This is a genomic window from Rathayibacter sp. YIM 133350, assembly GCF_037404875.1.
Taxonomy (GTDB): domain Bacteria; phylum Actinomycetota; class Actinomycetes; order Actinomycetales; family Microbacteriaceae; genus Orlajensenia.
The window spans coordinates 121,175-141,857 of record NZ_JBBELO010000022.1 but is presented as its reverse complement, the minus strand read 5'-3'; the positions used below and the strand labels follow the sequence as shown (position 1 = coordinate 141,857).

Sequence of the window (20,683 nt, the reverse complement as noted above, 5' to 3'; positions counted from 1 at the left end):
GGAGCTGCCGGAGGCGGCCTCATGAGCGCTGATCGGCCGCAGAGTCCCGCGGGGCTCTCACCCGCCGTTCGAGAGGCCATCGCGCGAGGCGTGCAGGCGATGCCCGAACGGCTCACCGCACACGAGGCGGCCCGTGCCGTGCGGCAACTCGCCATCATCTCCACCAACCCCGAGGCGGCAGCCAGTCTTCCGGTCGTGTTGCGCACCGCTCGAGAAGCAGAGGGCGAGCGCGGGCCTGTCGAGTCGGATGCCGCCAAGCCGTCGGTCTCGCGTGCATACAGCTGGTGGAGCGTGATCGCGTTCACACTGGCGCTGATCGCACCGGCCCTCGTGCTCGCGGGGCTCGTCTCTTCTTCGGCGCCCGACCCGGTCGCGATGGCGCTCGCCTCCGGTGTCGCCATGGCGATCGCGCTGGGGCTGTTCGTGTGGCTGGAGCCCCTGCGCACCTCCAGCCCCTTTTATCGCGGTGGCAATTTCGCCGGTGGCCTCTTCGTCTTCTACGCCGTGTTGTGGGCGATCGCCGCGCTCGTCGTGCTCGGCCGATTCGACGAACTCCAGGGAAACGGGGGCGCGGTCGCCGGGCTCGTGCTTCAGGTGCTCGCGGCGATCGGCTGCGGCGTGCTGTCGGTTTTCGCCATCCGTCACGATCGACGGCGACCGCGCTGGACCAGGGTCGGCGAGTCTGTGCATCCGACGACCGACGCGGGTACGGACGCCTCCGACGCCGACCTCGGTGTACAGGGCCGGCTCGATGACTGGCGTCGTCACGTGTGGAACGTGAGCTCGGCGGCCGAGCGCGCCGCTGTGCGCGCCGCCGAAAGCGAGGCGCTGCGCCTGCAGCTCGAGCGCGGGCAGCTCACGGGGGAGCAGGTGCGGGCCACCGAGCAGTTGCTGCAGGGCGCAGCCGAACCGCGCTGAGCCTACCGCCCCGTATGTGGGTACCTCTCCCCATTGGCCGATCGTGGCGGCCCTCGATAGCGTGAAGCCAGGTGGTCCGAGGGGGCCGATCCGAGAAGAGTAAGGAAGGTTCAGGACTATGGCAGATTTCGGAGCGTCATACGCCGAGATGGAGGCGATGTCGAACAAGCTGAGCGCTGCTCGCGACGACATCCAGGGCCAGCTCGACCAGCTCAAGAGCGCCGTCGACGACCTGCTCGGCAACGACTTCAAGACGCAGCACGCGTCGGGCAAGTTCGGCCAGGGCTACGAGGAGCTGACGACGGGGCTGAAGACGGCCACGGATGGCATCGGCGACATGGGCGAATCGCTTCGCGGCATGATGCAGGCCATTCAGGACCTCGACCAGCAGCTCGCCGGCGGCTGATCAGCCGGTCGCAATGGCGATCAAGGGGGAAGGGCGCAGGCGCCCTTCCCCCTTCGCCGTTCAACGAAGAGGTGCCGACTTGCCACTTTTTGTGGCTCGGGGGCGCTCGGAACCCGCAAAAAGTGGCGAGTCAACCTCGCTGTGCCGGTACGGTGATCACGTGGAAGGCTCGATCGAAGCCCGTGTGAGCCACGAAGTCGACAACTGGCTGCGGTGGCTGCCGCGCTGGCGGCCCGGAACGCATCGCTCGCGTACCCGGCTGTGCCGGCGCTGCTTCGGCTCGCCCATCGTGGCCGCGGCGGGGCTCGCGACCGACGTACCGCACGCCGTGCAGCACGCCCTCACGATGCGCATGAAGCTCATCATCGACGCGGCGGTGGATGACTACACCGACCGCAACCTGCCCTTGCTGCGCCGAGAGATCGAACTCTCCGAGCAGCGCAAGGCGCAACGACCGTACCGCCCGGCGGATGGGCTCGCCCCCGAGGCGACCGGGCTGGAGCTGGATCCCGAGCCCGAGCCCGACGCCCCCTATCTCTTCACCCTGGGCGAACTGGCCAGCCAGACCGCGGCCGAAAGCGCGCCGCTGCCTCCCGAGCCGCTGACCGAGCGCGAGAAGGAGGCCATCCGGGCTGAGGTGAAGCTCGCGGACGAGTACGCCCGCCAGATCGGCAAGCGCGTGTGCACCGAGCTCAGCCACCACCGGGCGCGCATCGAGCGGGCGGTCTCCGACATCGTCGAGCCGCAGATCGCGCAGCTGCTCGCCGACCTCGACCGCGAACTGGACTCCCCCCTCTGGCCCGGTTTCTAGCCTGCGGGTCGTTGGCGGCAGCGGCGGAATAGGGGAGCGCCGCAACGCGTTACAACCACCGATGGACGTTGTGGCTCCGGATGCTGTGCAGCAGCTGATGAGGGCCGCATCCGTTTGACCGGCGACATGCGGCCAGCTAGAGTTGTTCAGGTGTGCGCTCTGAGCGCGCTTGAACCGTGCCCTGCGACAAGCTCAAGGGGTCGCACGGAACCGGCTTGAACGGAAACCACACTGTCAGGGCGCTTTTGCGAGTCGCCCCCACGGCATACCCACCACACAACTTCAGCGCTTCTCTGTGCTGACGGTGGGTCGTGATGACACATCATCAACGCTGTCACCGTGCAGCACAACAAGGAGAAACAGTGCCAACCATTCAGCAGTTGGTCCGCAAGGGGCGCTCGCCGAAGGTCACCAAGACCAAGGCTCCCGCCCTGAAGGCCAACCCCCAGCAGCGCGGCGTCTGCACGCGCGTCTACACCACGACCCCGAAGAAGCCGAACTCGGCTCTGCGCAAGGTCGCTCGTGTCAAGCTCTCGAACGGTACCGAGGTCACGGCCTACATCCCCGGTGAGGGCCACAACCTGCAGGAGCACTCGATGGTGCTCGTGCGCGGCGGTCGTGTGAAGGACCTCCCCGGCGTGCGCTACAAGATCGTGCGCGGCGCCCTCGACACCCAGGCGGTCAAGAACCGTAAGCAAGCGCGTAGCCGCTACGGAGCGAAGATGGACAAGAAGTAATGCCTCGTAAAGGACCCGCGCCCAAGCGCCCCGTCGTCGCAGACCCGGTCTACGGCGCGCCGATCGTCAGCCAGCTCGTCAACAAGATCCTGAAGGACGGCAAGAAGGGCCTCGCCGAGCACATCGTGTACGACGCGCTCGAGGCCGTCTCGTCCAAGAACGGTCAGGATGCTGTCGTCACCCTGAAGAAGGCGCTCGACAACGTGCGCCCCACGCTCGAGGTGCGCTCGCGCCGCGTCGGCGGTTCCACCTACCAGGTGCCCGTCGAGGTCAAGCCGCACCGCGCGAACACCCTGGCACTGCGCTGGCTCACCAGCTACGCCAAGGCCCGCCGCGAGAAGACCATGACCGAGCGTCTCACCAACGAGATCCTCGACGCCTCGAACGGCCTGGGAGCCGCGGTCAAGCGCCGCGAAGACACCCACAAGATGGCCGAGTCGAACAAGGCATTCGCCCACTACCGCTGGTAGTCGGCAAGCGAGCGCTCGGTCCCGTCCGGCCCTTCGACATGCTCAGGGACCGGATGGTCCCGAGCGCTCGCCCCTGATTTTCACCACTACATCTCTCCCGGAGGAACCCTGTGGCACTCGACGTGCTCACGGACCTGAAGAAGGTCCGCAACATCGGCATCATGGCCCACATCGATGCCGGCAAGACCACCACCACCGAGCGCATCCTGTTCTACACGGGTATCACCCACAAGATCGGCGAGACGCACGACGGTGCTTCGCAGATGGACTGGATGGCCCAAGAGCAGGAGCGTGGCATCACGATCACCTCTGCTGCCACCACGTGCTTCTGGAACGGCACCCAGATCAACATCATCGACACCCCCGGACACGTCGACTTCACCGTCGAGGTGGAGCGCTCGCTCCGCGTGCTCGATGGCGCCGTCGCCGTCTTCGACGGCAAGGAGGGCGTCGAGCCCCAGTCCGAGACGGTGTGGCGTCAGGCCGACAAGTACGACGTTCCCCGCATCTGCTTCGTCAACAAGATGGACAAGCTGGGCGCCGACTTCTACTTCACGGTCGACACCATCATCAAGCGCCTCGGCGCCAAGCCCCTCGTGCTCCAGCTGCCGATCGGCTCTGAGAGCGACTTCGAGGGCGTCGTCGACCTCGTCGAGATGCGCGCACTCACGTGGCGCGGCGACGCGAAGGGTGACGTCGAGATGGGCGCCAAGTACGCCGTCGAGGAGATCCCCGCCGATCTCGTCGAGAAGGCGAACGAGTACCGTCAGGTGCTGCTCGAGACCGTCGCCGAGACGAGCGACGAGCTGCTCGAGAAGTTCTTCGGCGGCGAGGAGCTCACGGTCGCCGAGATCAAGGGCGCCATCCGCAAGCTCACCGTCAACAGCGAGATCTACCCCGTGCTGTGCGGCTCGGCCTTCAAGAACCGCGGCGTGCAGCCGATGCTGGACGCCGTCGTTGACTACCTCCCCAGCCCGCTCGACGTTCCGGCCATCGAGGCCCACGACGTGCGCGACGAGGAGAAGGTCATCGAGCGTCACGCCGACGCCGACGAGCCCTTCGCGGCGCTCGCGTTCAAGGTCGTCACGCACCCGTTCTTCGGTCGTCTGACCTACGTGCGCGTCTACTCGGGTCGTCTTGACTCGGGTGCCCAGGTGATCAACTCCACCAAGGGCAAGAAGGAGCGCATCGGCAAGATCTTCCAGATGCACGCCAACAAGGAGAACCCGGTCGACTTCGTGACCGCGGGCCACATCTACGCGGTGATCGGCCTGAAGGACACCACGACCGGCGACACCCTGAGCGACCCGGGCAACCAGGTCGTGCTGGAGTCGATGACCTTCCCCGAGCCCGTCATCGAGGTCGCCATCGAGCCCAAGACCAAGGCCGACCAGGAGAAGCTGGGCACCGCGATCCAGAAGCTCGCCGAGGAGGACCCGACCTTCCGCACCGAGCAGAACTCCGAGACCGGCCAGACGGTCATCAAGGGAATGGGCGAGCTTCACCTCGACATCCTCGTCGACCGCATGAAGCGCGAGTTCAAGGTCGAGGCGAACGTCGGAAAGCCGCAGGTGGCCTACCGCGAGACGATCAAGAAGGCCGTCGAGCGTCACGACTACACGCACAAGAAGCAGACCGGTGGTTCCGGCCAGTTCGCGAAGATCCAGTTCGCCCTCGAGCCCCTCGAGATCACGGCTGACAAGGTCTACGAGTTCCAGAACAAGGTCACCGGCGGTCGCATCCCCCGTGAGTACATTCCGTCGGTCGACGCCGGCTTCCAGGACGCCATGCAGTACGGCATCCTCGCCGGTTACCCGATGGTGGGCGTCAAGGCGAGCTTGCTCGACGGCGCCGCGCACGACGTCGACTCCTCGGAGATGGCGTTCAAGATCGCCGGATCGATGGGCTTCAAGGAAGCCGCTCGCAAGGCGAACCCGGTTCTGCTCGAGCCGCTCATGTCTGTCGAGGTGCGCACCCCTGAGGAATACATGGGTGACGTCATCGGCGACCTGAACTCGCGTCGCGGTCAGATCCAGTCCATGGAGGACGCAAGCGGTGTGAAGGTCATTCGCGCCAACGTTCCGCTGTCGGAGATGTTCGGCTACATCGGCGACCTGCGCTCGAAGACCTCGGGCCGCGCCGTGTACTCGATGACCTTCGAGAGCTACGCGGAGGTTCCGAAGGCTGTCGCCGACGAGATCGTCCAGAAGAACAAGGGCGAATAGCCCGTCTCAGCACGAACCTCCGGGTTCGCGTAACATAACAAAACAAACCCCCGTAGAAACCGGTCACAAGCCCGTGCCCGAAACTTCTACTCGTCAGTCCTGAGGAGGACCCACAGTGGCTAAGGCCAAGTTCGAGCGGACCAAGCCGCACGTCAACATCGGAACGATCGGTCACGTCGACCACGGCAAGACCACGCTCACCGCAGCGATCTCGAAGGTGCTCGCCGACAAGTACCCGTCGGCCACCAACGTGCAGCGCGACTTCGCGTCGATCGACTCCGCTCCCGAGGAGCGCCAGCGCGGCATCACGATCAACATCTCGCACGTCGAGTACGAGACGCCGAAGCGCCACTACGCGCACGTTGACGCCCCGGGTCACGCCGACTACATCAAGAACATGATCACCGGTGCTGCCCAGATGGACGGCGCGATCCTCGTGGTCGCCGCCACCGACGGCCCGATGGCTCAGACCCGTGAGCACGTTCTGCTCGCCAAGCAGGTCGGCGTTCCCTACCTGCTCGTCGCGCTGAACAAGGCCGACATGGTCGACGACGAGGAGATCCTGGAGCTCGTCGAGCTCGAGGTTCGCGAGCTGCTGTCCAGCCAGGGCTTCCCCGGCGACGACGCTCCCGTCGTTCGCGTCTCGGGCCTGAAGGCCCTCGAGGGTGACGAGAAGTGGACCCAGTCCATCCTCGACCTCATGGACGCCGTCGACGAGTCCGTTCCGGACCCCATCCGCGACAAGGACAAGCCGTTCCTCATGCCCGTCGAGGACGTCTTCACGATCACCGGTCGTGGAACCGTCGTCACGGGTCGCGCCGAGCGCGGCACCCTGAAGATCAACTCCGAGGTCGAGATCGTCGGCATCCGCCCGACGCAGAAGACCACGGTCACGGGTATCGAGATGTTCCACAAGCAGCTCGACGAGGCCTGGGCCGGCGAGAACTGTGGTCTGCTCCTTCGCGGCACCAAGCGCGAAGACGTCGAGCGCGGCCAGGTCGTCGTCAAGCCGGGTTCGGTCACGCCGCACACCCAGTTCGAGGGCACCGCCTACATCCTCTCCAAGGATGAGGGTGGCCGTCACAACCCGTTCTACGCGAACTACCGTCCGCAGTTCTACTTCCGCACCACCGACGTCACCGGCGTCATCACGCTGCCTGAGGGCACCGAGATGGTCATGCCCGGCGACACCACCGACATGAACGTTGAGCTGATCCAGCCCATCGCCATGGAGGAGGGCCTCGGCTTCGCCATCCGTGAGGGTGGACGCACCGTGGGTGCCGGTACGGTCACCAAGATCGTCAAGTAGTCCTCGCGACATACCGACAAGGGGTCGGGCCTTCGGGCCCGGCCCCTTTTGGTATCCCGCCGCACCGGTGAAAGGTGACAGCCCCTCGGGTTCGCGCTAGTGTGCGGGTTACGCGCGGTCGGGGAGGCAGCGGATGCGACGACGGGTTGGCGGGGGAACGGCCATCCTGGGCGAGGGACGACGACGGGCATCGTCGGCCTTCAGGACACTGGCGTTGGCCGGGGCCATCACGCTGGTCGGAACGTTCGTCCTGCCTTCGCAGGCGTGGGCCGACGCCGGCGCGTCGACGCCGACAGCCGATGGAGTGAGCGAGGCGGCAACGGTCTCTGCTCCCGCGCCCGAGCCGACAACGACGCCGGCGCCGGCGCCGGCGCCTGAGCCCACGCCGACGCCCGAGCCGACCCCGGCCCCAGAGCCGACGCCCTCCCCAAAGCCGACGCCCACGCCCACGCCCACCCCCACGCCTGAGCCGACACCGGAACCGACCCCGGGTACGGAACCGACGCCGACGTCCGCGCCGACACCGTCGTCCACCCCGACGCCGAGCGCGGAACCGACGCCCACGCCCACGCCGACAGCAGACTCGGCGCCCCAGACACCGGCCACGTCTCGGGCACCTCGGGGCGAAGCATCGCTGGCTGCGCCGCCGACGGCTTCGGATGCCGCCCTGCTCGCGTGGACGGGCACCGGCCCCGAGCCCGCGACGAAGATCACGCTCCAGCAGGCTCTGAACACCGCCGGTGCCGGTGGCATCGTGAACATCGTTCCGGGAACCTACCGTTACAACGCGGTTCTCGCTGTTCCCGGGCTGGTCACCCTTCGGGCGTCCGCGGCAACGGATCTTTACGGCCGCATGAGCATCAGCGGCGGCGGCATCACCGTGCAGTCGATCACGCTGGACTCGCTCGCCGCAGCCGCGTTGGTGACCGTGACGTCGAGCAATGCCGCACTCACCGGCATCGCCCTCGCAAACCCGGATGCCGTGGCCGGCGCGGTCGGCGTCAGTCTCGGCAGCACGTCGGGGGCGCAGATCGGGCAGTTCTCCATGACGGGCCTCGCCCAACCGATCGCGATTTCGGCGGCCAACAGCGGCGCCGGCCCGCAGATCTCGGATGGCACCATCGGCCCGGGCTGCACCACGGGCATCGCTCTCGGCGCCACGACTGGCGCACAGGTGACAGATGTGCAGATCGATTGCGGCAGCAGCGCTGGAACGACCTACGGCATCAACCTGGCGGCGGCGGGCGCTGTGGTTGCGACGAACGTCACCATCGCTGGGGTCAGCCGTGGCATCTACGCCTCCGATGCCAGCACCGCTGCCGGGGCGCAGGTGATCGGCGGGTCGGTGACGTTGAACACCGTGGCCGGGGCGGTCGGCATCGGCCTGGGGACGACCACGGGCGCTCGTCTCACCGCCGTCACGATCACCGGGGCGTCGGTCGCGGGCGCGAGTACCGGACTGAGCCTGCTCCGCAGCGTCGGCGCCCAGGTCACGGACACTGTCATCTCGGGTGTGCAGAACGGCATCTCCACATCAGCCACCAACGCCGGCGCCGGCCCCGTGATCAGCGGAGGGTCGATCTCGGTCGTCAATGCGGCGGCGATCGGCATCAGCCTGGGTGAGACGGTCGGCGCCTCCGTCACGGCGACGACGATCACCGGGCCGCCGATCTCGAGCACCACCTCGTACGGAATCAACGTCGATGATGCCGCGAGTGTCGCGATAGAGGGCGTGGACATCTCTGGCGTCGGCCGCGGCGTCTTCGTGGCCGCAGCGAGCACGGCGGTCGGTCCGAGCATCAGCGACAGCAGAATCTCGGGTTCGCTCTACGGCGTCACACTCGGCGCCACTACGGGAGCGCGGATCTTGACAACCACGATCACGGGCGCATCCTCGTCGGGTACGACCGTCGGCGTCTCCGTTCAGAATGCCGCAGACGTGGCGGCCGTCGATGTGTCCATCTCCGGCTACAGCAGCGGCGTCCTCACGCCTGGAACGAACACGAACGCCGGGCTCGTCATCACGGATTGCACCGTGGAGATCTGGCGTCCCGCTCCGCCGCCCTCGATCAACGGGTTGGGCATCTCGCTCGGCGCGATGACCGGTGCGGTCCTCACGCGACCGGTGATCACCGCAACGCCCGGCCTCACCACGGCGATCGGGCTCTCCATCGGCCGCGCTCCGGCGGCGCGCATCGTGGCGCCCACCATCTCGGGTGTGACGCAGGCGATCGCGGAGGGCCGCGTCTACCTCGCCGCGCCGATGGCGGGGGCCGTGATCTCCGACGCCCGGTTGAGCGATGTGGGCAGCGGTATCTACCTCGGCAGCAGCACGGGCGCGATCATCACGAACGCGGTCATCGACTCGGCCGGCGAGGCGATAACCGGACACGAGGCTAAGAACGTGACGATCACGTCGCCCCAAATCACCGGTCACCCGGGCCCGGCGGGCAATGAGCAGCGGGGCGGCAGCAACGGCATCCGCTTCTACTACTCCGCGAACATCACCGTCACCGATGCGGTGATCACGGGCGGTTCCACGGCCCTCTACTGGGACATGACGGATGGGGTTCTGGTGCAGCGGGCGACGGTATCTGACACGGTCTGGTGGGCGACGTACACGGAGGGCGTCACCGACTACACGCTCACGGATTCGAGCTTCACCGATAACTACGCCATCGGCAACCTAACCATCAACCCCTCGGTCTCGCCGCCCCTCGACGTGATCCGACCGAGCGGTGACGTGCTGTTCACGCGTAACAGCTTCGTCGACAATCCTCGAGGGCTCTACCTGCCGCTCGGTGCGTACGACGTGACGTTCGCAGATAACACGGTGACGGGACAGGCGCAGTACGTCATCCAGGCGACTCCCGTGCACGGCCTGTCGATCTCCGACAATGACATCGCGTTCACGCCGTCGGTGCCCACCTCGGCGGCCATCTCCGTCACGACGCTCTACGACGATGTCAATGACCCCGGCTCCGCATCGAGCACCGGTGTCTCCGTGACCGGCAATCGCTTCACGGGGCCCGGCCCGTTCCTCCGCGTCGGCGCGGGCACTCTCAATAGGGATGAGCTGGCGGATCTCGGAGACCCCGAGCCGGTTTCCCAAACACTCCCCGAACCTCCTCCACCGGACGCCGATGGCGGATCTGGAATCGAAGCCGCGCCTCGGGCCGTGAACGAGTCGAACCCGCTGCTCGCCCCGATCGGCGCTCCAGAGGACGCGAGGGCGCTGCGCGAGACGATCGAGGTGAGCGAGAACGTCTTCCCGCAGCCCTCGATCGCCATCGTCACACTGCCCAACGCCGAGGTCGGCACCGACTCGAATACCGACAACGCCCTCATCAACGGGAATGTGGCCGTGGATGCCCGCGAGGAGACGGAGCCGCGCCAGAACGACTGGGGGGCGCCCTGCGGGCCGCGGGTGGCCGCGACGGGATGGGATGGCGGCGGCGCCTTCATCACCGAGGTGCGCACCACGCAGGTGCTCTATCCCGAGTTGTGCGGGAACGAGGCCAGCCTCACGATCTCGGGGGCGTACGTGACGTGCCGGGGCGATCTCGGGTACCTGCAGTACGACATCAGTTTGACCGGTGTGCCGGCGACCCCGGAACCCCGAGTCGCGGTCATCTGGTGGGAGGACGACGTCTTCCCTCATCGCGACGCCTCCATCCTCCCATCCGATAGTGCGGGCATCCTCGCCGATGGCGCGGACGCCGTGCAGTATCTGCCCATTCCGGCAGGCTGGCAGCCGGACGATCCGCTCGTGGGCGAGATACAGGTCTCCTCAGCACTCGTGGATGCCAAGGGCATCGCTCTCCGGGACGACTGGACCCTCGAGTTCCGCGTGAACCCGTCCGCCGCCATCCACGTCAATCCGCCTACGGGGTTGGCGCTGTGCCCTGCCGCTCCGGCTCCGGCTGCGGATTCTCGTACGGGTCTCGCCTCCTCAGGTTGGCCCGGTTCCCCGGCGCTGCCGATGCTCGCAGTGGCCTCCGTGATCCTCGGCGCGATGCTGCTGAGAAGGCGAGGGCGTTCCGGACGCGTGACCGCGGGGAGTGACGAGCCTCCAGCTCGAGGAATAGCGCTCGAGGGTCGGTCGAGCGCACATGCTGGATGGGACGGCAGCCGCAGATGACAGATCGTCACGTTCGCGTTTAGGGTTGAGATCACCCAAGCGCGTTCAGGGGAAGGCTGGGGTATGTCGACACAGGAGTCGGAGAAGGACGGCGGGGGCACGCTGCGTCGGTTCCGTGCCGTCGCGATAGCGGTGACCGTAGGGCTGATCACGTTCTTGACGCCCGCCGCGCCGATGGCGTTGGCCGCCGAAGGGCAGGCGTTCATAGCGGAGGTCTCGACCATCGACCCGAGCATCCAGGCCGGTGCCAGAGCTGTCTTCAGGCTTCCGTACTCCTGCTCGACCCTCGTCGACTTCTGCACTGGAGCGAGGATCGATGCCCCGATCCCCGTTGGAGCTGCGCCGGAATCCGGGCAGGCCGTCGTCAATGCCGACGTGGCCTCCGTCACATCGGGGGACGTGGTCTCGATCAACCTTGCCCCGATCCCCGGCGGGACGAGTGGTGAGCTTCAGGTCAGCTGGTTGATCCCCAACCTCACGACGCTGCCGAACACGTCCATCGTTCAGACGATCACCTATGGCTCGGACGGGCAGGCTGATGCCTCCGAGACGTCGGGTGCGACCGTTGTCACCGCGGCGGCATCCATCACGGCCAACCTTGTGATGCAGGATCCGACGGATGAGACGGCGGTCGTCGTCGACAGGCCTGTCACCTACTTGATCTACGACTGCAATCCAGGGTTGACCGCCCTCGGCGGCCTCGGTTTCAGCGATGTGACCCTCGCTCTCACGCTCCCACCGGGTGTCCAGGTCGAGTCGATCGGCAACGGCGGCTCGGTGGCGGGCAACGTGGCGACGTGGCGGACGAGTGCTCCTTCGGCGAACTCCTGCGACGAACCGACGCGCACCTATTCCATCACCGTGCGCTACCCCTCTGCGGTCTTCGAACCGGCCCCGGCATCGCCGCCGGCCGTAGTGAACCACGAGGCGAGCCTGCAGGTGACGGCGACCGGCCTCGACGGGTCTGCCCTCAGCGGTACGGACTCCGTGCAGCACACCTTCGTCGGCGATTCCTCCAACAACAGCTACGGGACGACGACGATCTTCCGCGGAACGAGTGGCGGCGACTGGGCGGCTCCGAGAGCCATCTCGCGGACCAACACCTCGGCGATCTACGACTGGCGCATCTACGGGTACTGGTACATGGCGGCTATCGGCCTGAAGCCCTGGCCCGACCGCTACAACGTGATCGTGAACACCAGCCGCATTCCCTGTGTCACGGCCACCGCCGCTGTCTCGCCTGCGCCACGGGGCTCGGATCCGCTGGTGGGAAACGTTCCCGGCGACTGGTCGGTTCCGGCGAACCAATGCCACGCGCCCGCATTCGAGACGCGCTGGATCGCTCTGGACAATTACACGGCGTCCAAGATCGTGCAGTTCGAGGCCGTGACGTGGGATGGCACTGTCGGCAAGGTCTACAAGTGGAATCCTCCAGCCGCTGCCGCAGGACCCATCCAGATCGCGGTCCACGCGCCGACCGACATCGTCGATGCGCCACGACCCGCAGGCCCGACGCCGGCGATCGAGGGCGAGTCCTCCGACGGCGGACTCATAACGCAGACGGGAATCAGCGTCGGTGCATCAGCGGGTACCCCGACCGTGTACAGCCTCGGGGTACCCGCCGGTGAGATCGTCACGGACGTGCGAGTCGTCTACGACCAGGTGGACTACTACAACATGGTCTCGGCGGACATGTACGGCAGTTCCACGCAGGCATTCGCCGATTCCGGATTCAGTCAGATGTCCAATGCGATCGCGGCCATGACGTACGCCGGCGGATTCCCGTGGGGATCGCCGGCCACGGGCCAGTGGTTCGGGGGCAACGACAGCTTCCAGTACCCGCGTACCTTCACCCAGCCGGCCCCCGATCCCGTTGTGACTGTCACGGCGGACGACCCGGTCTCGGCACTGGCGCCGCGCGACACGCCTCAGTGGCGCGCCGTCATGACGAACGGGCTGAACGGTACGCCGCTCAATCCACGAATGGCGGTGGTGATTCCTGCTGGTCAGACGCTCGTCGAGGGTTCCGTGGGATGGTCCAACTTGGGCATGCTCGACGGTGCGGAGCCGTCGGTCACGACAGCGACCATCGTCGTCGACGGGGAACCCCGTACCGAGCTGATCTTCACTTGGGATCCTTCCCACGTCATCGACAACCCGGCGGATACCGCCTCGCCGGACCACGCGTTCTTCACCCGCGGGGAGCTGCCCACCGTCACCTTCCGAACCCAGGTAGCACAGGCAGTTCGCGATGGAACCCGGACGGGCAACGAGGCCATGCTCGTCTACCTCTTCGACGGGACCACCGATCTCGCCCCGTCGGTGGGTGCCGAGGCCGACCAGTTCGACGCCGACGCTGATGGCGTGACGGCCGAGCGGGTGGCGATCGCATCCGAGAGCTGGACGGCCGTGGGATCGGCGGCCGTCACCGCACAGATCTTCACACGTGTCGATCCGGCAGACGAATGGACGAAGGGCGCGTTCATCGACGATGTCGGGCGAGCGGCGGCGGCTCCCATCGACTACCGGATTCTCGTCGAGAACCGTCAGAACTACCGGGTCGGCGATTTCGTGATGTACGACGTCTTCCCCCACCCGGGCGACCACCCGCTGACGCCGGAACTGCGGGATCAGAGGCGCGCCAGTGAGTGGACTCCGGTCTTCGTAGGCATGACGACGGTTCCGTCGTTCGTGGAGGTGTCGTACTCGACATCGCTGGAGCCCTGCCGACCGGAACTCTTCGACGGCGACCAGGGGCCGTGCGACGACGACTGGACGAACACGATGCCGCCGCCGGCATCCGTCACGGCTCTGAGAATGAAGGTGTCCGAACCCTACGAAGCGCCCGACGCCGACAACCCCCCGCTGGCCATCGAGTACTCGATGACAGCCCCGCCCAGTGGCCCGTCCCCGTTGGCGCTCACGATCGCCGCTCCGGCCCTCGCCGCTCCGGCGATCGCCGATCCGGCCCTCCTCGGCTCGACGCCGGTCGCTCCGGGAACGTCGCCGGCCGACACGACCATCGCCTGGCGAGCGACGCGAGTGAGCGGTGCTGGCCAGGTGTTCCCGCTTCCCCGCGCGGAGTCGGCGATCGCTCGTGTGAGCCTCGTCACGGGATCCATCGAGGGCGTGGCCTGGCGGGACATCGACGGATCGGGAGTGCTCGACGGAGGCGAACCCGCCATCGCCGATGTTCCGGTGAAGCTTCTGGCTGCCGACCGGACTCCGGTGCTCGATGACTCCGGCAACCCGGTGACGACCACGACAGATGCCGCTGGCCACTACAGCTTCACCGTTCCCTTCGGCTTCTACACCGTGGCCTTCCCCACGAGCTCCGACGGCGAGAGCCTGACCACTCGCCGCGTCGATGTGGCAACGGGCTCCAAGCCTGCAGCTGATGGCGTGACCTCGCCGCTGGGGGTGAGCGGTGAGCTGGCGGTCGTGACGAACGTCAACGCGGGCTACGTCTCTTCACATCCCACGACGGCTGAGGGGAGTGGCGCCGGGCTCGCAGGAACGGGTTCCGACGCGATCTCCTGGGTTCCCGTCGCCGTCGCGGTACTCCTCCTCGGTCTCCTCCTGCTCGCACGCAGACGAGGGGCGAGTTCTCGACCGGGCGCTCGCAGAGCAGTCCGAGCCGCGTCGCCCCCAGCGCCTCCCGACGCAATGTGAGGATTGCGGCTCGGTGAACGCTCAGGCGCCGGCGACGTCGGACACCGTGCTTGTGAGGTCGATGGATCCCTCGACGCTGCGGGCGACCGTGCAGCCCTTGTCGATCGAACGGTGGATGAGGTCGAGCAGCTTGGCGCGATCCTGCTCGGCCATCGCGTCGAGTCCCGCGAGGACGATCTCCTCGTCGATCGCGCTGTAGCGGTTCGTGGCGGGGTCGGAGACGCCGTGGGCCCAGAAGGTGGCCGAGAAGTCCTCGCCGAGGCGCCGGGCGATCACCCGGTCCGAGCTCATGCCGGCGCACGCGGCTAGCGCGACCTTCAGCAGCTCGCCCGGGGTGAAGGCATCCGGAGCATCCTCGGGCCCGATGCGCACGGTTGCGCCGCGTTCGTTGCGCCCCTCGAAGGTGCGTTCGCCGGTGCGCTTCGCCGAAACGCTTCCGTGAGCCGTGCGCTGACCGGCCAGCAACTCATCCACCATCGAACACCCCGTTCCTGTTCCGTCGAGCGTACGACGGATGCCGCCGCTTTTCCGCGCGGTTGCGCCACCTTCACGGCCGTTGCGCCAGGTGATCTGGCGCAACGGCCGGGGAAGTGGCGCAAGGGGCGGGGGAGGGCCGGCGCGGCGGCTGCGTCGCCCGCGAAATCGCGGGTATCTGGGAAAGGGCGGGGAGTCCGGTCCGCGCGACACGCCCGGGCTTGCAGGTGGCTCCGGACTATGGCAAACTCAATGAGTTCAACATTTCGAACGACGCTTTCGTGCGGGTTCGAATCACCACCAGGCTGTGCATAACCTCCGGATGGATCAGGTTAGGCCGCGGGTGGAAGAACACTACTTCATCGACAACCCATCGTGCAGGGGCTAACTCTGCGCCACGACGGCGACACGCCCGAGTGCGGGGTCGAGGGTATGGCCGGTCCGAGCAGGACCGCCTTTGACAGATAAACAGTGGTGCGAATTCAAGTAGTGCTACGACGGCGTCCAATGCAGCCTCACGGATGTAAGACGCCTTGAACAAGAGAGAGAGTCAGACATGGCGGGACAGAAGATCCGCATTCGTCTCAAGTCGTACGACCACGAGGTCATCGACACCTCGGCGCGCAAGATCGTCGACACCGTGACCCGTGCCGGCGCGACCGTCGTCGGCCCTGTGCCCCTCCCCACGGAGAAGAACGTGGTGTGCGTCATCCGCTCGCCCCACAAGTACAAGGACAGCCGCGAGCACTTCGAGATGCGTACGCACAAGCGGCTGATCGACATCATCGACCCGACGCCCAAGGCCGTCGACTCGCTCATGCGTCTCGACCTGCCTGCTGACGTCAACATCGAGATCAAGCTCTAAGGGAAACAACCATGTCTACTGCTAACAAGACCAGCAAGGGTCTGCTCGGCACGAAGCTTGGCATGACCCAGGTCTGGGACGAGAACAACAAGCTCGTTCCCGTGACCGTCATCGAGGTCAGCCCCAACGTCGTCACGCAGATTCGCACCGCTGAGGTCGACGGCTACAGCGCCGTTCAGATCGCCGCCGGCGCCATCGACCCGCGCAAGGTGAACAAGCCCGCGACCGGTCACTTCGACAAGGCCGGCGTGACGCCGCGCCGCCACCTCACCGAGGTGCGCACCGCCGACGCCGACCAGTACAGCCTCGGCCAGGAGCTCGACGCCACGGTGTTCGAAGCCGGCCAGCTCGTCGACGTCGTCGGCACGAGCAAGGGCAAGGGCACCGCCGGTGTCATGAAGCGCCACAACTTCAAGGGCGTCTCCGCTTCGCACGGTTCGCACCGCAACCACCGCAAGCCCGGCTCGATCGGTGCATCCTCGACCCCCAGCCGTGTCTTCAAGGGCATGCGCATGGCCGGCCGCATGGGCGCCGAGCGCGTCACCGTGCTGAACCTCAAGGTTCACTCGGTCGACGCCGAGAAGGGCCTGCTGCTGATCAAGGGTGCCGTTCCCGGTGCTCGTGGTCGCCTCGTTTTCGTCCGCAACGCAGTGAAGGGGGCGTAACCGCATGGCTACCGCTACCAACACCGTCGACATCATCGACGTGACCGGAAAGACCTCCGGCTCGGTCGAGCTCCCCGCTGAGCTGTTCGACGTTCAGGCCAACGTGCCGCTCATCCACCAGGTCGTCGTCGCCCAGCTCGCTGCCGCGCGCCAGGGTACGCACAAGACCAAGAACCGCGGCGAGGTCTCCGGCGCCGGTCGCAAGCCGTTCAAGCAGAAGGGAACCGGTCGCGCTCGTCAGGGCTCGATCCGCGCTCCCCAGATGACCGGCGGTGGCATCGTGCACGGCCCGACTCCTCGCGACTACGCCCAGCGCACCCCCAAGAAGATGATCGCCGCGGCTCTGCTCGGCTCGCTCTCGGACCGCGCTCGTGGCGGCCGCGTGCACGTCGTCGAGTCGCTCACCATCGGTGAGACCCCGAAGACCAAGGCCGTCGTCGCGCTGCTGGAGCAGATCGCCACGTCCAAGCACGTTCTCATCGTGCTCGAGCGCGGTGACGAGCAGGCTCTCAAGGCCGTGCGCAACCTGCCGACCGTCCACGTGCTCTCGGCCGACCAGCTGAACGCCTACGACGTGCTCGTCTCCGACGACATCGTCTTCACCAAGGGTGCCCTGGACGTTTTCATCGCATCCAAGACGAAGAAGGTTGAGGTCTCGGCATGAGCGCCGCCCACAACAAGGACCCCCGCGACATCATCATCGCGCCGGTCGTCTCCGAGAAGAGCTACGGCCTGATCGACGAGGGCAAGTACACGTTCGTCGTGGACCCCCGTGCGAACAAGACCGAGATCAAGCTCGCCATCGAGAAGATCTTCTCGGTCGAGGTCGCCTCGGTGAACACGCTGAACCGTCAGGGCAAGACCCGTCGCACGCGTTTCGGCACCGGCAAGCGCAAGGACACCAAGCGTGCCATCGTCACGCTGAAGTCCGGTTCCATCGACATCTTCACGGCTGTCGGCTAGGAGACGAGAGAACATGGCTATTCGTAAGTACAAGCCCACGACCCCGGGCCGCCGCGGCTCGTCCGTCGCCGACTTCGCGGAGATCACCCGCTCGACCCCTGAGAAGTCGCTGCTGAAGCCCCTGTCGAAGACCGGTGGCCGCAACAACCAGGGTCGCATCACGACGCGTCACATCGGTGGTGGCCACAAGCGCCAGTACCGCGTGATCGACTTCCGTCGCAACGACAAGGACGGCGTGCCTGCCAAGGTCGCTCACATCGAGTACGACCCGAACCGCACCGCGCGCATCGCGCTGCTGCACTTCGCCGACGGCACCAAGCGCTACATCCTGGCTCCGAACAAGCTCGCCCAGGGCGACGCGATCGAGTCGGGCCCCAACGCCGACATCAAGCCGGGCAACAACCTGCCGCTGCGCAACATCCCCACCGGTACCGTGATCCACGCGATCGAGCTGCGTCCCGGTGGCGGTGCCAAGATCGCCCGCTCCGCCGGTGTCTCGGTTCGCCTCGTCGCCAAGGACGGCCCCTACGCGCAGCTGCGTCTGCCCTCGGGCGAGATCCGCAACGTCGACGCGCGCTGCCGCGCGACCGTCGGCGAGGTCGGCAACGCCGAGCAGTCCAACATCAACTGGGGCAAGGCCGGCCGCAACCGCTGGAAGGGCATCCGCCCGACCGTGCGTGGTGTGGCCATGAACCCGATCGACCACCCGCACGGTGGTGGTGAGGGCAAGACCTCCGGTGGTCGCCACCCGGTCAGCCCGTGGGGCCAGGCCGAGGGACGCACCCGTCGCCCCAACAAGGAAAGCGACAAGCTCATCGTTCGCCGTCGCACCGTCGGCAAGAAGCGCAAGTAGGAGTTGTAGAAGATGCCACGCAGTCTTAAGAAGGGCCCCTTCGTCGACGAGCACCTGCTTCGCAAGGTGACCGCGGCCAACGAGGCCAGCAGCAAGAACGTGATCAAGACCTGGTCGCGCCGCTCGATGATCGTTCCGGCCATGCTCGGCCACACGATCGCGGTGCACGACGGTCGCAAGCACATCCCGGTGTTCGTCACCGAGACCATGGTCGGGCACAAGCTCGGCGAGTTCGCGCCCACCCGTACCTTCCGTGGACACGTGAAGGACGACAAGAAGGGCCGTCGCCGCTAACGCGGTGACGTGAAGGAGGAGAAGAAATGGTGGAGTCGATCGCACGCGTGCGACACATCCGCGTCACCCCCCAGAAGGCTCGTCGCGTCGTCAACCTCATCCGTGGAAAGCAGGCTCAGGAGGCACTCGCCATCCTGAAGTTCGCCCCGCAGGGTGCAAGTGAGCCCGTGTACAAGCTGGTTGCCTCGGCAATCGCCAACGCACGGGTCAAGGCCGACGCCTCGAACACCTACCTGGACGAGCAGGACCTGTACATCAGCCGCGCATTCGTCGATGAGGGCACGACCCTCAAGCGATTCCAGCCGCGCGCACAGGGCCGGGCTTTCCGTATCAACAAGCGCACCAGCCACATCACTGTTGTGCTCGCCACTCCTGAGGAGGGTACGAAGTAATGGGCCAGAAGGTAAACCCCTACGGCTTCCGTCTGGGAATCACGACCGACCACGTGTCGCGCTGGTTCTCCGACTCGACCAAGCCGGGTCAGCGCTACGCCGACTACCTCGCCGAGGACATCAAGATCCGCAAGCTGCTGCAGTCCTCGCTGGACCGCGCCGGCGTCTCGCGCATCGAGATCGAGCGCACCCGTGACCGCGTGCGTGTGGACATCCACACCGCCCGCCCGGGTATCGTCATCGGCCGTCGCGGTGCAGAGGCCGAGCGCATCCGCGCCGACCTCGAGAAGCTCACTGCCAAGCAGATCCAGCTGAACATCCTCGAGGTCAAGAACCCCGAGGCCGACGCCCAGCTCGTCGCTCAGGGCATCGCCGAGCAGCTCTCCGCACGTGTGGCCTTCCGCCGCGCGATGCGCAAGGGCCTGCAGGGCGCCCAGCGCGCCGGCGCCAAGGGTGTCCGCATCCAGGTCTCGGGCCGCCTCGGCGGCGCCGAGATGAGCCGTTCGGAGTTCTACCGCGAAGGCCGTGTGCCCCTGCACACCCTGCGCGCGAACATCGACTACGGCTTCTACGAGGCCAAGACCACCTTCGGCCGCATCGGCGTGAAGGTCTGGATCTACAAGGGCGACATCACCAACAAGGAACTCGCTCGCGAGCAGGCGAACCAGAAGTCGTCGCGCCCCGAGCGTCGTGACGACCGTCCCCGCCGCGCACCGCGCGCCGAGGCACCGGTTGCAGAAGGAGCGAGCGCATAATGCTGATTCCCCGTCGCGTCAAGCACCGCAAGCAGCACCACCCCGGCCGTAGCGGCGCCGCCACCGGTGGCACCACCGTCACGTTCGGTGAGTTCGGCATCCAGGCCCTCACCCCCGCCTATGTGACCAACCGTCAGATCGAGTCCGCTCGTATCGCCATGACGCGTCACATCAAGCGCGGTGGAAAGGTGTGGATCAACATCTACCCCGACCGTCCGCTCACGAAGAAGCCCGCCGAGACCCGCATGGGTTCCGGTAAGGGTTCGCCCGAGTGGTGGGTCGCGAACGTCAAGCCGGGCCGGGTCCTCTTCGAGGTCTCGGGCGTCTCCGAGGAACTCGCTCGTGAGGCCATGACCCGTGCCATCCACAAGCTGCCGCTCAAGGCACGCATCATCAAGCGCGAGGAGGGCGACGCATAATGGCGATCGGTTCCAAGGAGCTCGCTACCACCGAGCTCGACACTTTCGAAGACGAGCGACTCGTCGAAGAGCTGAAGAAGGCCAAGGAAGAGCTGTTCAACCTGCGCTTCCAGTCGGCCACCGGCCAGCTCGAGAGCCACGGCCGCCTGCGCGCGGTCAAGCGCGACATCGCTCGCATCTACACGGTCGTCCGTGAGCGCGAGCTCGGCATCCGTGCCACGCCCGCTCCGGCCGAAGCCCCGGCCAAGGCGACCAAGAAGTCCAAGAAGGCCGACGCGGATGCCGCTGACGCCGCAGACACGAAGGAGGCCTAG

20 protein-coding genes are annotated in these 20,683 nt (G+C 66.6%); 19 read left to right on the top strand and 1 reads right to left on the bottom strand.

The genetic code is table 11. From position 1 onward, the window contains the following. Window positions 1-21: 21 nt before the first annotated feature. The 9 genes from WDJ51_RS06890 to WDJ51_RS06850 all read left to right on the top strand — a co-directional run bounded on the left by WDJ51_RS06890 (window position 22) and on the right by WDJ51_RS06850 (window position 14,689). Window positions 22-918 (top strand): hypothetical protein, encoded by an 897-nt coding sequence (locus tag WDJ51_RS06890; protein WP_337851694.1) that lies wholly within the window; start codon window positions 22-24, stop codon window positions 916-918. Between the two features lie 118 nt (window positions 919-1,036). After that, window positions 1,037-1,324 carry a WXG100 family type VII secretion target gene (locus WDJ51_RS06885; RefSeq protein ID WP_337851693.1) on the top strand — a complete coding sequence of 96 codons (288 nt, stop codon included), beginning with the start codon at window positions 1,037-1,039 and terminating at the stop codon, window positions 1,322-1,324. Between the two features lie 184 nt (window positions 1,325-1,508). After that, window positions 1,509-2,135 carry a spermidine/putrescine ABC transporter substrate-binding protein gene (locus WDJ51_RS06880; protein WP_337851692.1) on the top strand — a complete coding sequence of 209 codons (627 nt, stop codon included), beginning with the start codon at window positions 1,509-1,511 and terminating at the stop codon, window positions 2,133-2,135. 362 nt (window positions 2,136-2,497) lie between these two features. Continuing rightward, the gene (gene rpsL / locus WDJ51_RS06875) at window positions 2,498-2,872 is read left to right on the top strand and encodes a 30S ribosomal protein S12 (RefSeq protein WP_337851691.1); all 375 of its coding nucleotides are present in this window, start codon (window positions 2,498-2,500) and stop codon (window positions 2,870-2,872) included. Next, on the top strand, window positions 2,872-3,342 hold the full coding sequence (gene rpsG, locus WDJ51_RS06870) for a 30S ribosomal protein S7 (RefSeq protein WP_337851690.1): 471 nt from the start codon (window positions 2,872-2,874) through the stop codon (window positions 3,340-3,342). Before rpsL ends, rpsG begins: the two co-directional genes overlap by 1 nt. A 110-nt stretch (window positions 3,343-3,452) precedes the next feature. Next, entirely contained in the window at window positions 3,453-5,567 is a 2,115-nt protein-coding gene (fusA, locus tag WDJ51_RS06865) for an elongation factor G (protein ID WP_337851689.1), read from the top strand. Window positions 5,568-5,682: 115 nt separating this feature from the next. Beyond that, complete coding sequence (gene tuf, locus WDJ51_RS06860) at window positions 5,683-6,876, top strand: elongation factor Tu (protein WP_337851688.1); 1,194 nt, start codon at window positions 5,683-5,685, stop codon at window positions 6,874-6,876. A gap of 133 nt (window positions 6,877-7,009) precedes the next feature. Next, window positions 7,010-11,017: a beta strand repeat-containing protein gene (locus tag WDJ51_RS06855; RefSeq protein WP_337851687.1), complete on the top strand. Its 4,008-nt coding sequence runs from the start codon at window positions 7,010-7,012 to the stop codon at window positions 11,015-11,017. A 63-nt stretch (window positions 11,018-11,080) separates the two neighbouring features. Beyond that, the gene (locus tag WDJ51_RS06850; protein WP_337851686.1) at window positions 11,081-14,689 is read left to right on the top strand and encodes an SdrD B-like domain-containing protein; all 3,609 of its coding nucleotides are present in this window, start codon (window positions 11,081-11,083) and stop codon (window positions 14,687-14,689) included. A gap of 21 nt (window positions 14,690-14,710) precedes the next feature. Here WDJ51_RS06850 and WDJ51_RS06845 read toward each other — a convergent pair whose 3' ends face one another. After that, window positions 14,711-15,166 (bottom strand): OsmC family protein, encoded by a 456-nt coding sequence (locus WDJ51_RS06845; RefSeq protein WP_337851685.1) that lies wholly within the window; start codon window positions 15,164-15,166, stop codon window positions 14,711-14,713. Window positions 15,167-15,719: 553 nt separating this feature from the next. On the opposite strand from WDJ51_RS06845, the gene rpsJ reads away from it, so the two are divergent. Genes rpsJ through rpmC form a run of 10 tightly spaced genes read left to right on the top strand, consistent with a single transcriptional unit; the run spans window position 15,720 to window position 20,683 of the window. Next, window positions 15,720-16,028, top strand: coding sequence for a 30S ribosomal protein S10 (gene rpsJ / locus WDJ51_RS06840; RefSeq protein WP_005050520.1), 309 nt, complete (start codon window positions 15,720-15,722; stop codon window positions 16,026-16,028). Window positions 16,029-16,039: 11 nt separating this feature from the next. Beyond that, window positions 16,040-16,693 carry a 50S ribosomal protein L3 gene (rplC, locus tag WDJ51_RS06835; protein ID WP_337851684.1) on the top strand — a complete coding sequence of 218 codons (654 nt, stop codon included), beginning with the start codon at window positions 16,040-16,042 and terminating at the stop codon, window positions 16,691-16,693. A 4-nt stretch (window positions 16,694-16,697) separates the two neighbouring features. Beyond that, window positions 16,698-17,357 carry a 50S ribosomal protein L4 gene (gene rplD, locus WDJ51_RS06830; protein ID WP_337851683.1) on the top strand — a complete coding sequence of 220 codons (660 nt, stop codon included), beginning with the start codon at window positions 16,698-16,700 and terminating at the stop codon, window positions 17,355-17,357. Continuing rightward, entirely contained in the window at window positions 17,354-17,656 is a 303-nt protein-coding gene (rplW, locus tag WDJ51_RS06825; RefSeq protein WP_337851682.1) for a 50S ribosomal protein L23, read from the top strand. Before rplD ends, rplW begins: the two co-directional genes overlap by 4 nt. 13 nt (window positions 17,657-17,669) lie before the next feature. After that, window positions 17,670-18,509: a 50S ribosomal protein L2 gene (gene rplB / locus WDJ51_RS06820; protein WP_337851681.1), complete on the top strand. Its 840-nt coding sequence runs from the start codon at window positions 17,670-17,672 to the stop codon at window positions 18,507-18,509. Window positions 18,510-18,521: 12 nt separating this feature from the next. Continuing rightward, window positions 18,522-18,803, top strand: coding sequence for a 30S ribosomal protein S19 (gene rpsS, locus WDJ51_RS06815; protein ID WP_337851680.1), 282 nt, complete (start codon window positions 18,522-18,524; stop codon window positions 18,801-18,803). Window positions 18,804-18,829: 26 nt separating this feature from the next. Beyond that, window positions 18,830-19,195, top strand: a complete 366-nt coding sequence (gene rplV, locus WDJ51_RS06810; protein ID WP_129520961.1) for a 50S ribosomal protein L22 — start codon at window positions 18,830-18,832, stop codon at window positions 19,193-19,195. Further along, complete coding sequence (gene rpsC / locus WDJ51_RS06805; RefSeq protein ID WP_337851679.1) at window positions 19,195-19,950, top strand: 30S ribosomal protein S3; 756 nt, start codon at window positions 19,195-19,197, stop codon at window positions 19,948-19,950. The genes rplV and rpsC overlap by 1 nt, the downstream gene beginning before the upstream one ends. Continuing rightward, window positions 19,950-20,369 carry a 50S ribosomal protein L16 gene (gene rplP, locus WDJ51_RS06800; RefSeq protein WP_337851678.1) on the top strand — a complete coding sequence of 140 codons (420 nt, stop codon included), beginning with the start codon at window positions 19,950-19,952 and terminating at the stop codon, window positions 20,367-20,369. The genes rpsC and rplP overlap by 1 nt, the downstream gene beginning before the upstream one ends. Further along, complete coding sequence (gene rpmC, locus WDJ51_RS06795) at window positions 20,369-20,683, top strand: 50S ribosomal protein L29 (RefSeq protein ID WP_337851677.1); 315 nt, start codon at window positions 20,369-20,371, stop codon at window positions 20,681-20,683. Before rplP ends, rpmC begins: the two co-directional genes overlap by 1 nt.

What these genes read in the sequence shown, in the direction of transcription:
- WDJ51_RS06890 (WP_337851694.1), top strand. Translation starts at nt 22, where the DNA reads ATGAGCGCTGATCGGCCGCAGAGTCCCGCGGGGCTCTCACCCGCCGTT.
- WDJ51_RS06885 (WP_337851693.1), top strand. Translation starts at nt 1,037, where the DNA reads ATGGCAGATTTCGGAGCGTCATACGCCGAGATGGAGGCGATGTCGAAC.
- rpsG (WP_337851690.1), top strand. Translation starts at nt 2,872, where the DNA reads ATGCCTCGTAAAGGACCCGCGCCCAAGCGCCCCGTCGTCGCAGACCCG.
- WDJ51_RS06855 (WP_337851687.1), top strand. Translation starts at nt 7,010, where the DNA reads ATGCGACGACGGGTTGGCGGGGGAACGGCCATCCTGGGCGAGGGACGA.
- WDJ51_RS06850 (WP_337851686.1), top strand. Translation starts at nt 11,081, where the DNA reads ATGTCGACACAGGAGTCGGAGAAGGACGGCGGGGGCACGCTGCGTCGG.
- WDJ51_RS06845 (WP_337851685.1), bottom strand. Translation starts at nt 15,166, where the DNA reads ATGGTGGATGAGTTGCTGGCCGGTCAGCGCACGGCTCACGGAAGCGTT.
- rpsJ (WP_005050520.1), top strand. Translation starts at nt 15,720, where the DNA reads ATGGCGGGACAGAAGATCCGCATTCGTCTCAAGTCGTACGACCACGAG.
- rplC (WP_337851684.1), top strand. Translation starts at nt 16,040, where the DNA reads ATGTCTACTGCTAACAAGACCAGCAAGGGTCTGCTCGGCACGAAGCTT.
- rplD (WP_337851683.1), top strand. Translation starts at nt 16,698, where the DNA reads ATGGCTACCGCTACCAACACCGTCGACATCATCGACGTGACCGGAAAG.
- rplW (WP_337851682.1), top strand. Translation starts at nt 17,354, where the DNA reads ATGAGCGCCGCCCACAACAAGGACCCCCGCGACATCATCATCGCGCCG.
- rplB (WP_337851681.1), top strand. Translation starts at nt 17,670, where the DNA reads ATGGCTATTCGTAAGTACAAGCCCACGACCCCGGGCCGCCGCGGCTCG.
- rpsS (WP_337851680.1), top strand. Translation starts at nt 18,522, where the DNA reads ATGCCACGCAGTCTTAAGAAGGGCCCCTTCGTCGACGAGCACCTGCTT.
- rplV (WP_129520961.1), top strand. Translation starts at nt 18,830, where the DNA reads ATGGTGGAGTCGATCGCACGCGTGCGACACATCCGCGTCACCCCCCAG.
- rpsC (WP_337851679.1), top strand. Translation starts at nt 19,195, where the DNA reads ATGGGCCAGAAGGTAAACCCCTACGGCTTCCGTCTGGGAATCACGACC.
- rplP (WP_337851678.1), top strand. Translation starts at nt 19,950, where the DNA reads ATGCTGATTCCCCGTCGCGTCAAGCACCGCAAGCAGCACCACCCCGGC.
- rpmC (WP_337851677.1), top strand. Translation starts at nt 20,369, where the DNA reads ATGGCGATCGGTTCCAAGGAGCTCGCTACCACCGAGCTCGACACTTTC.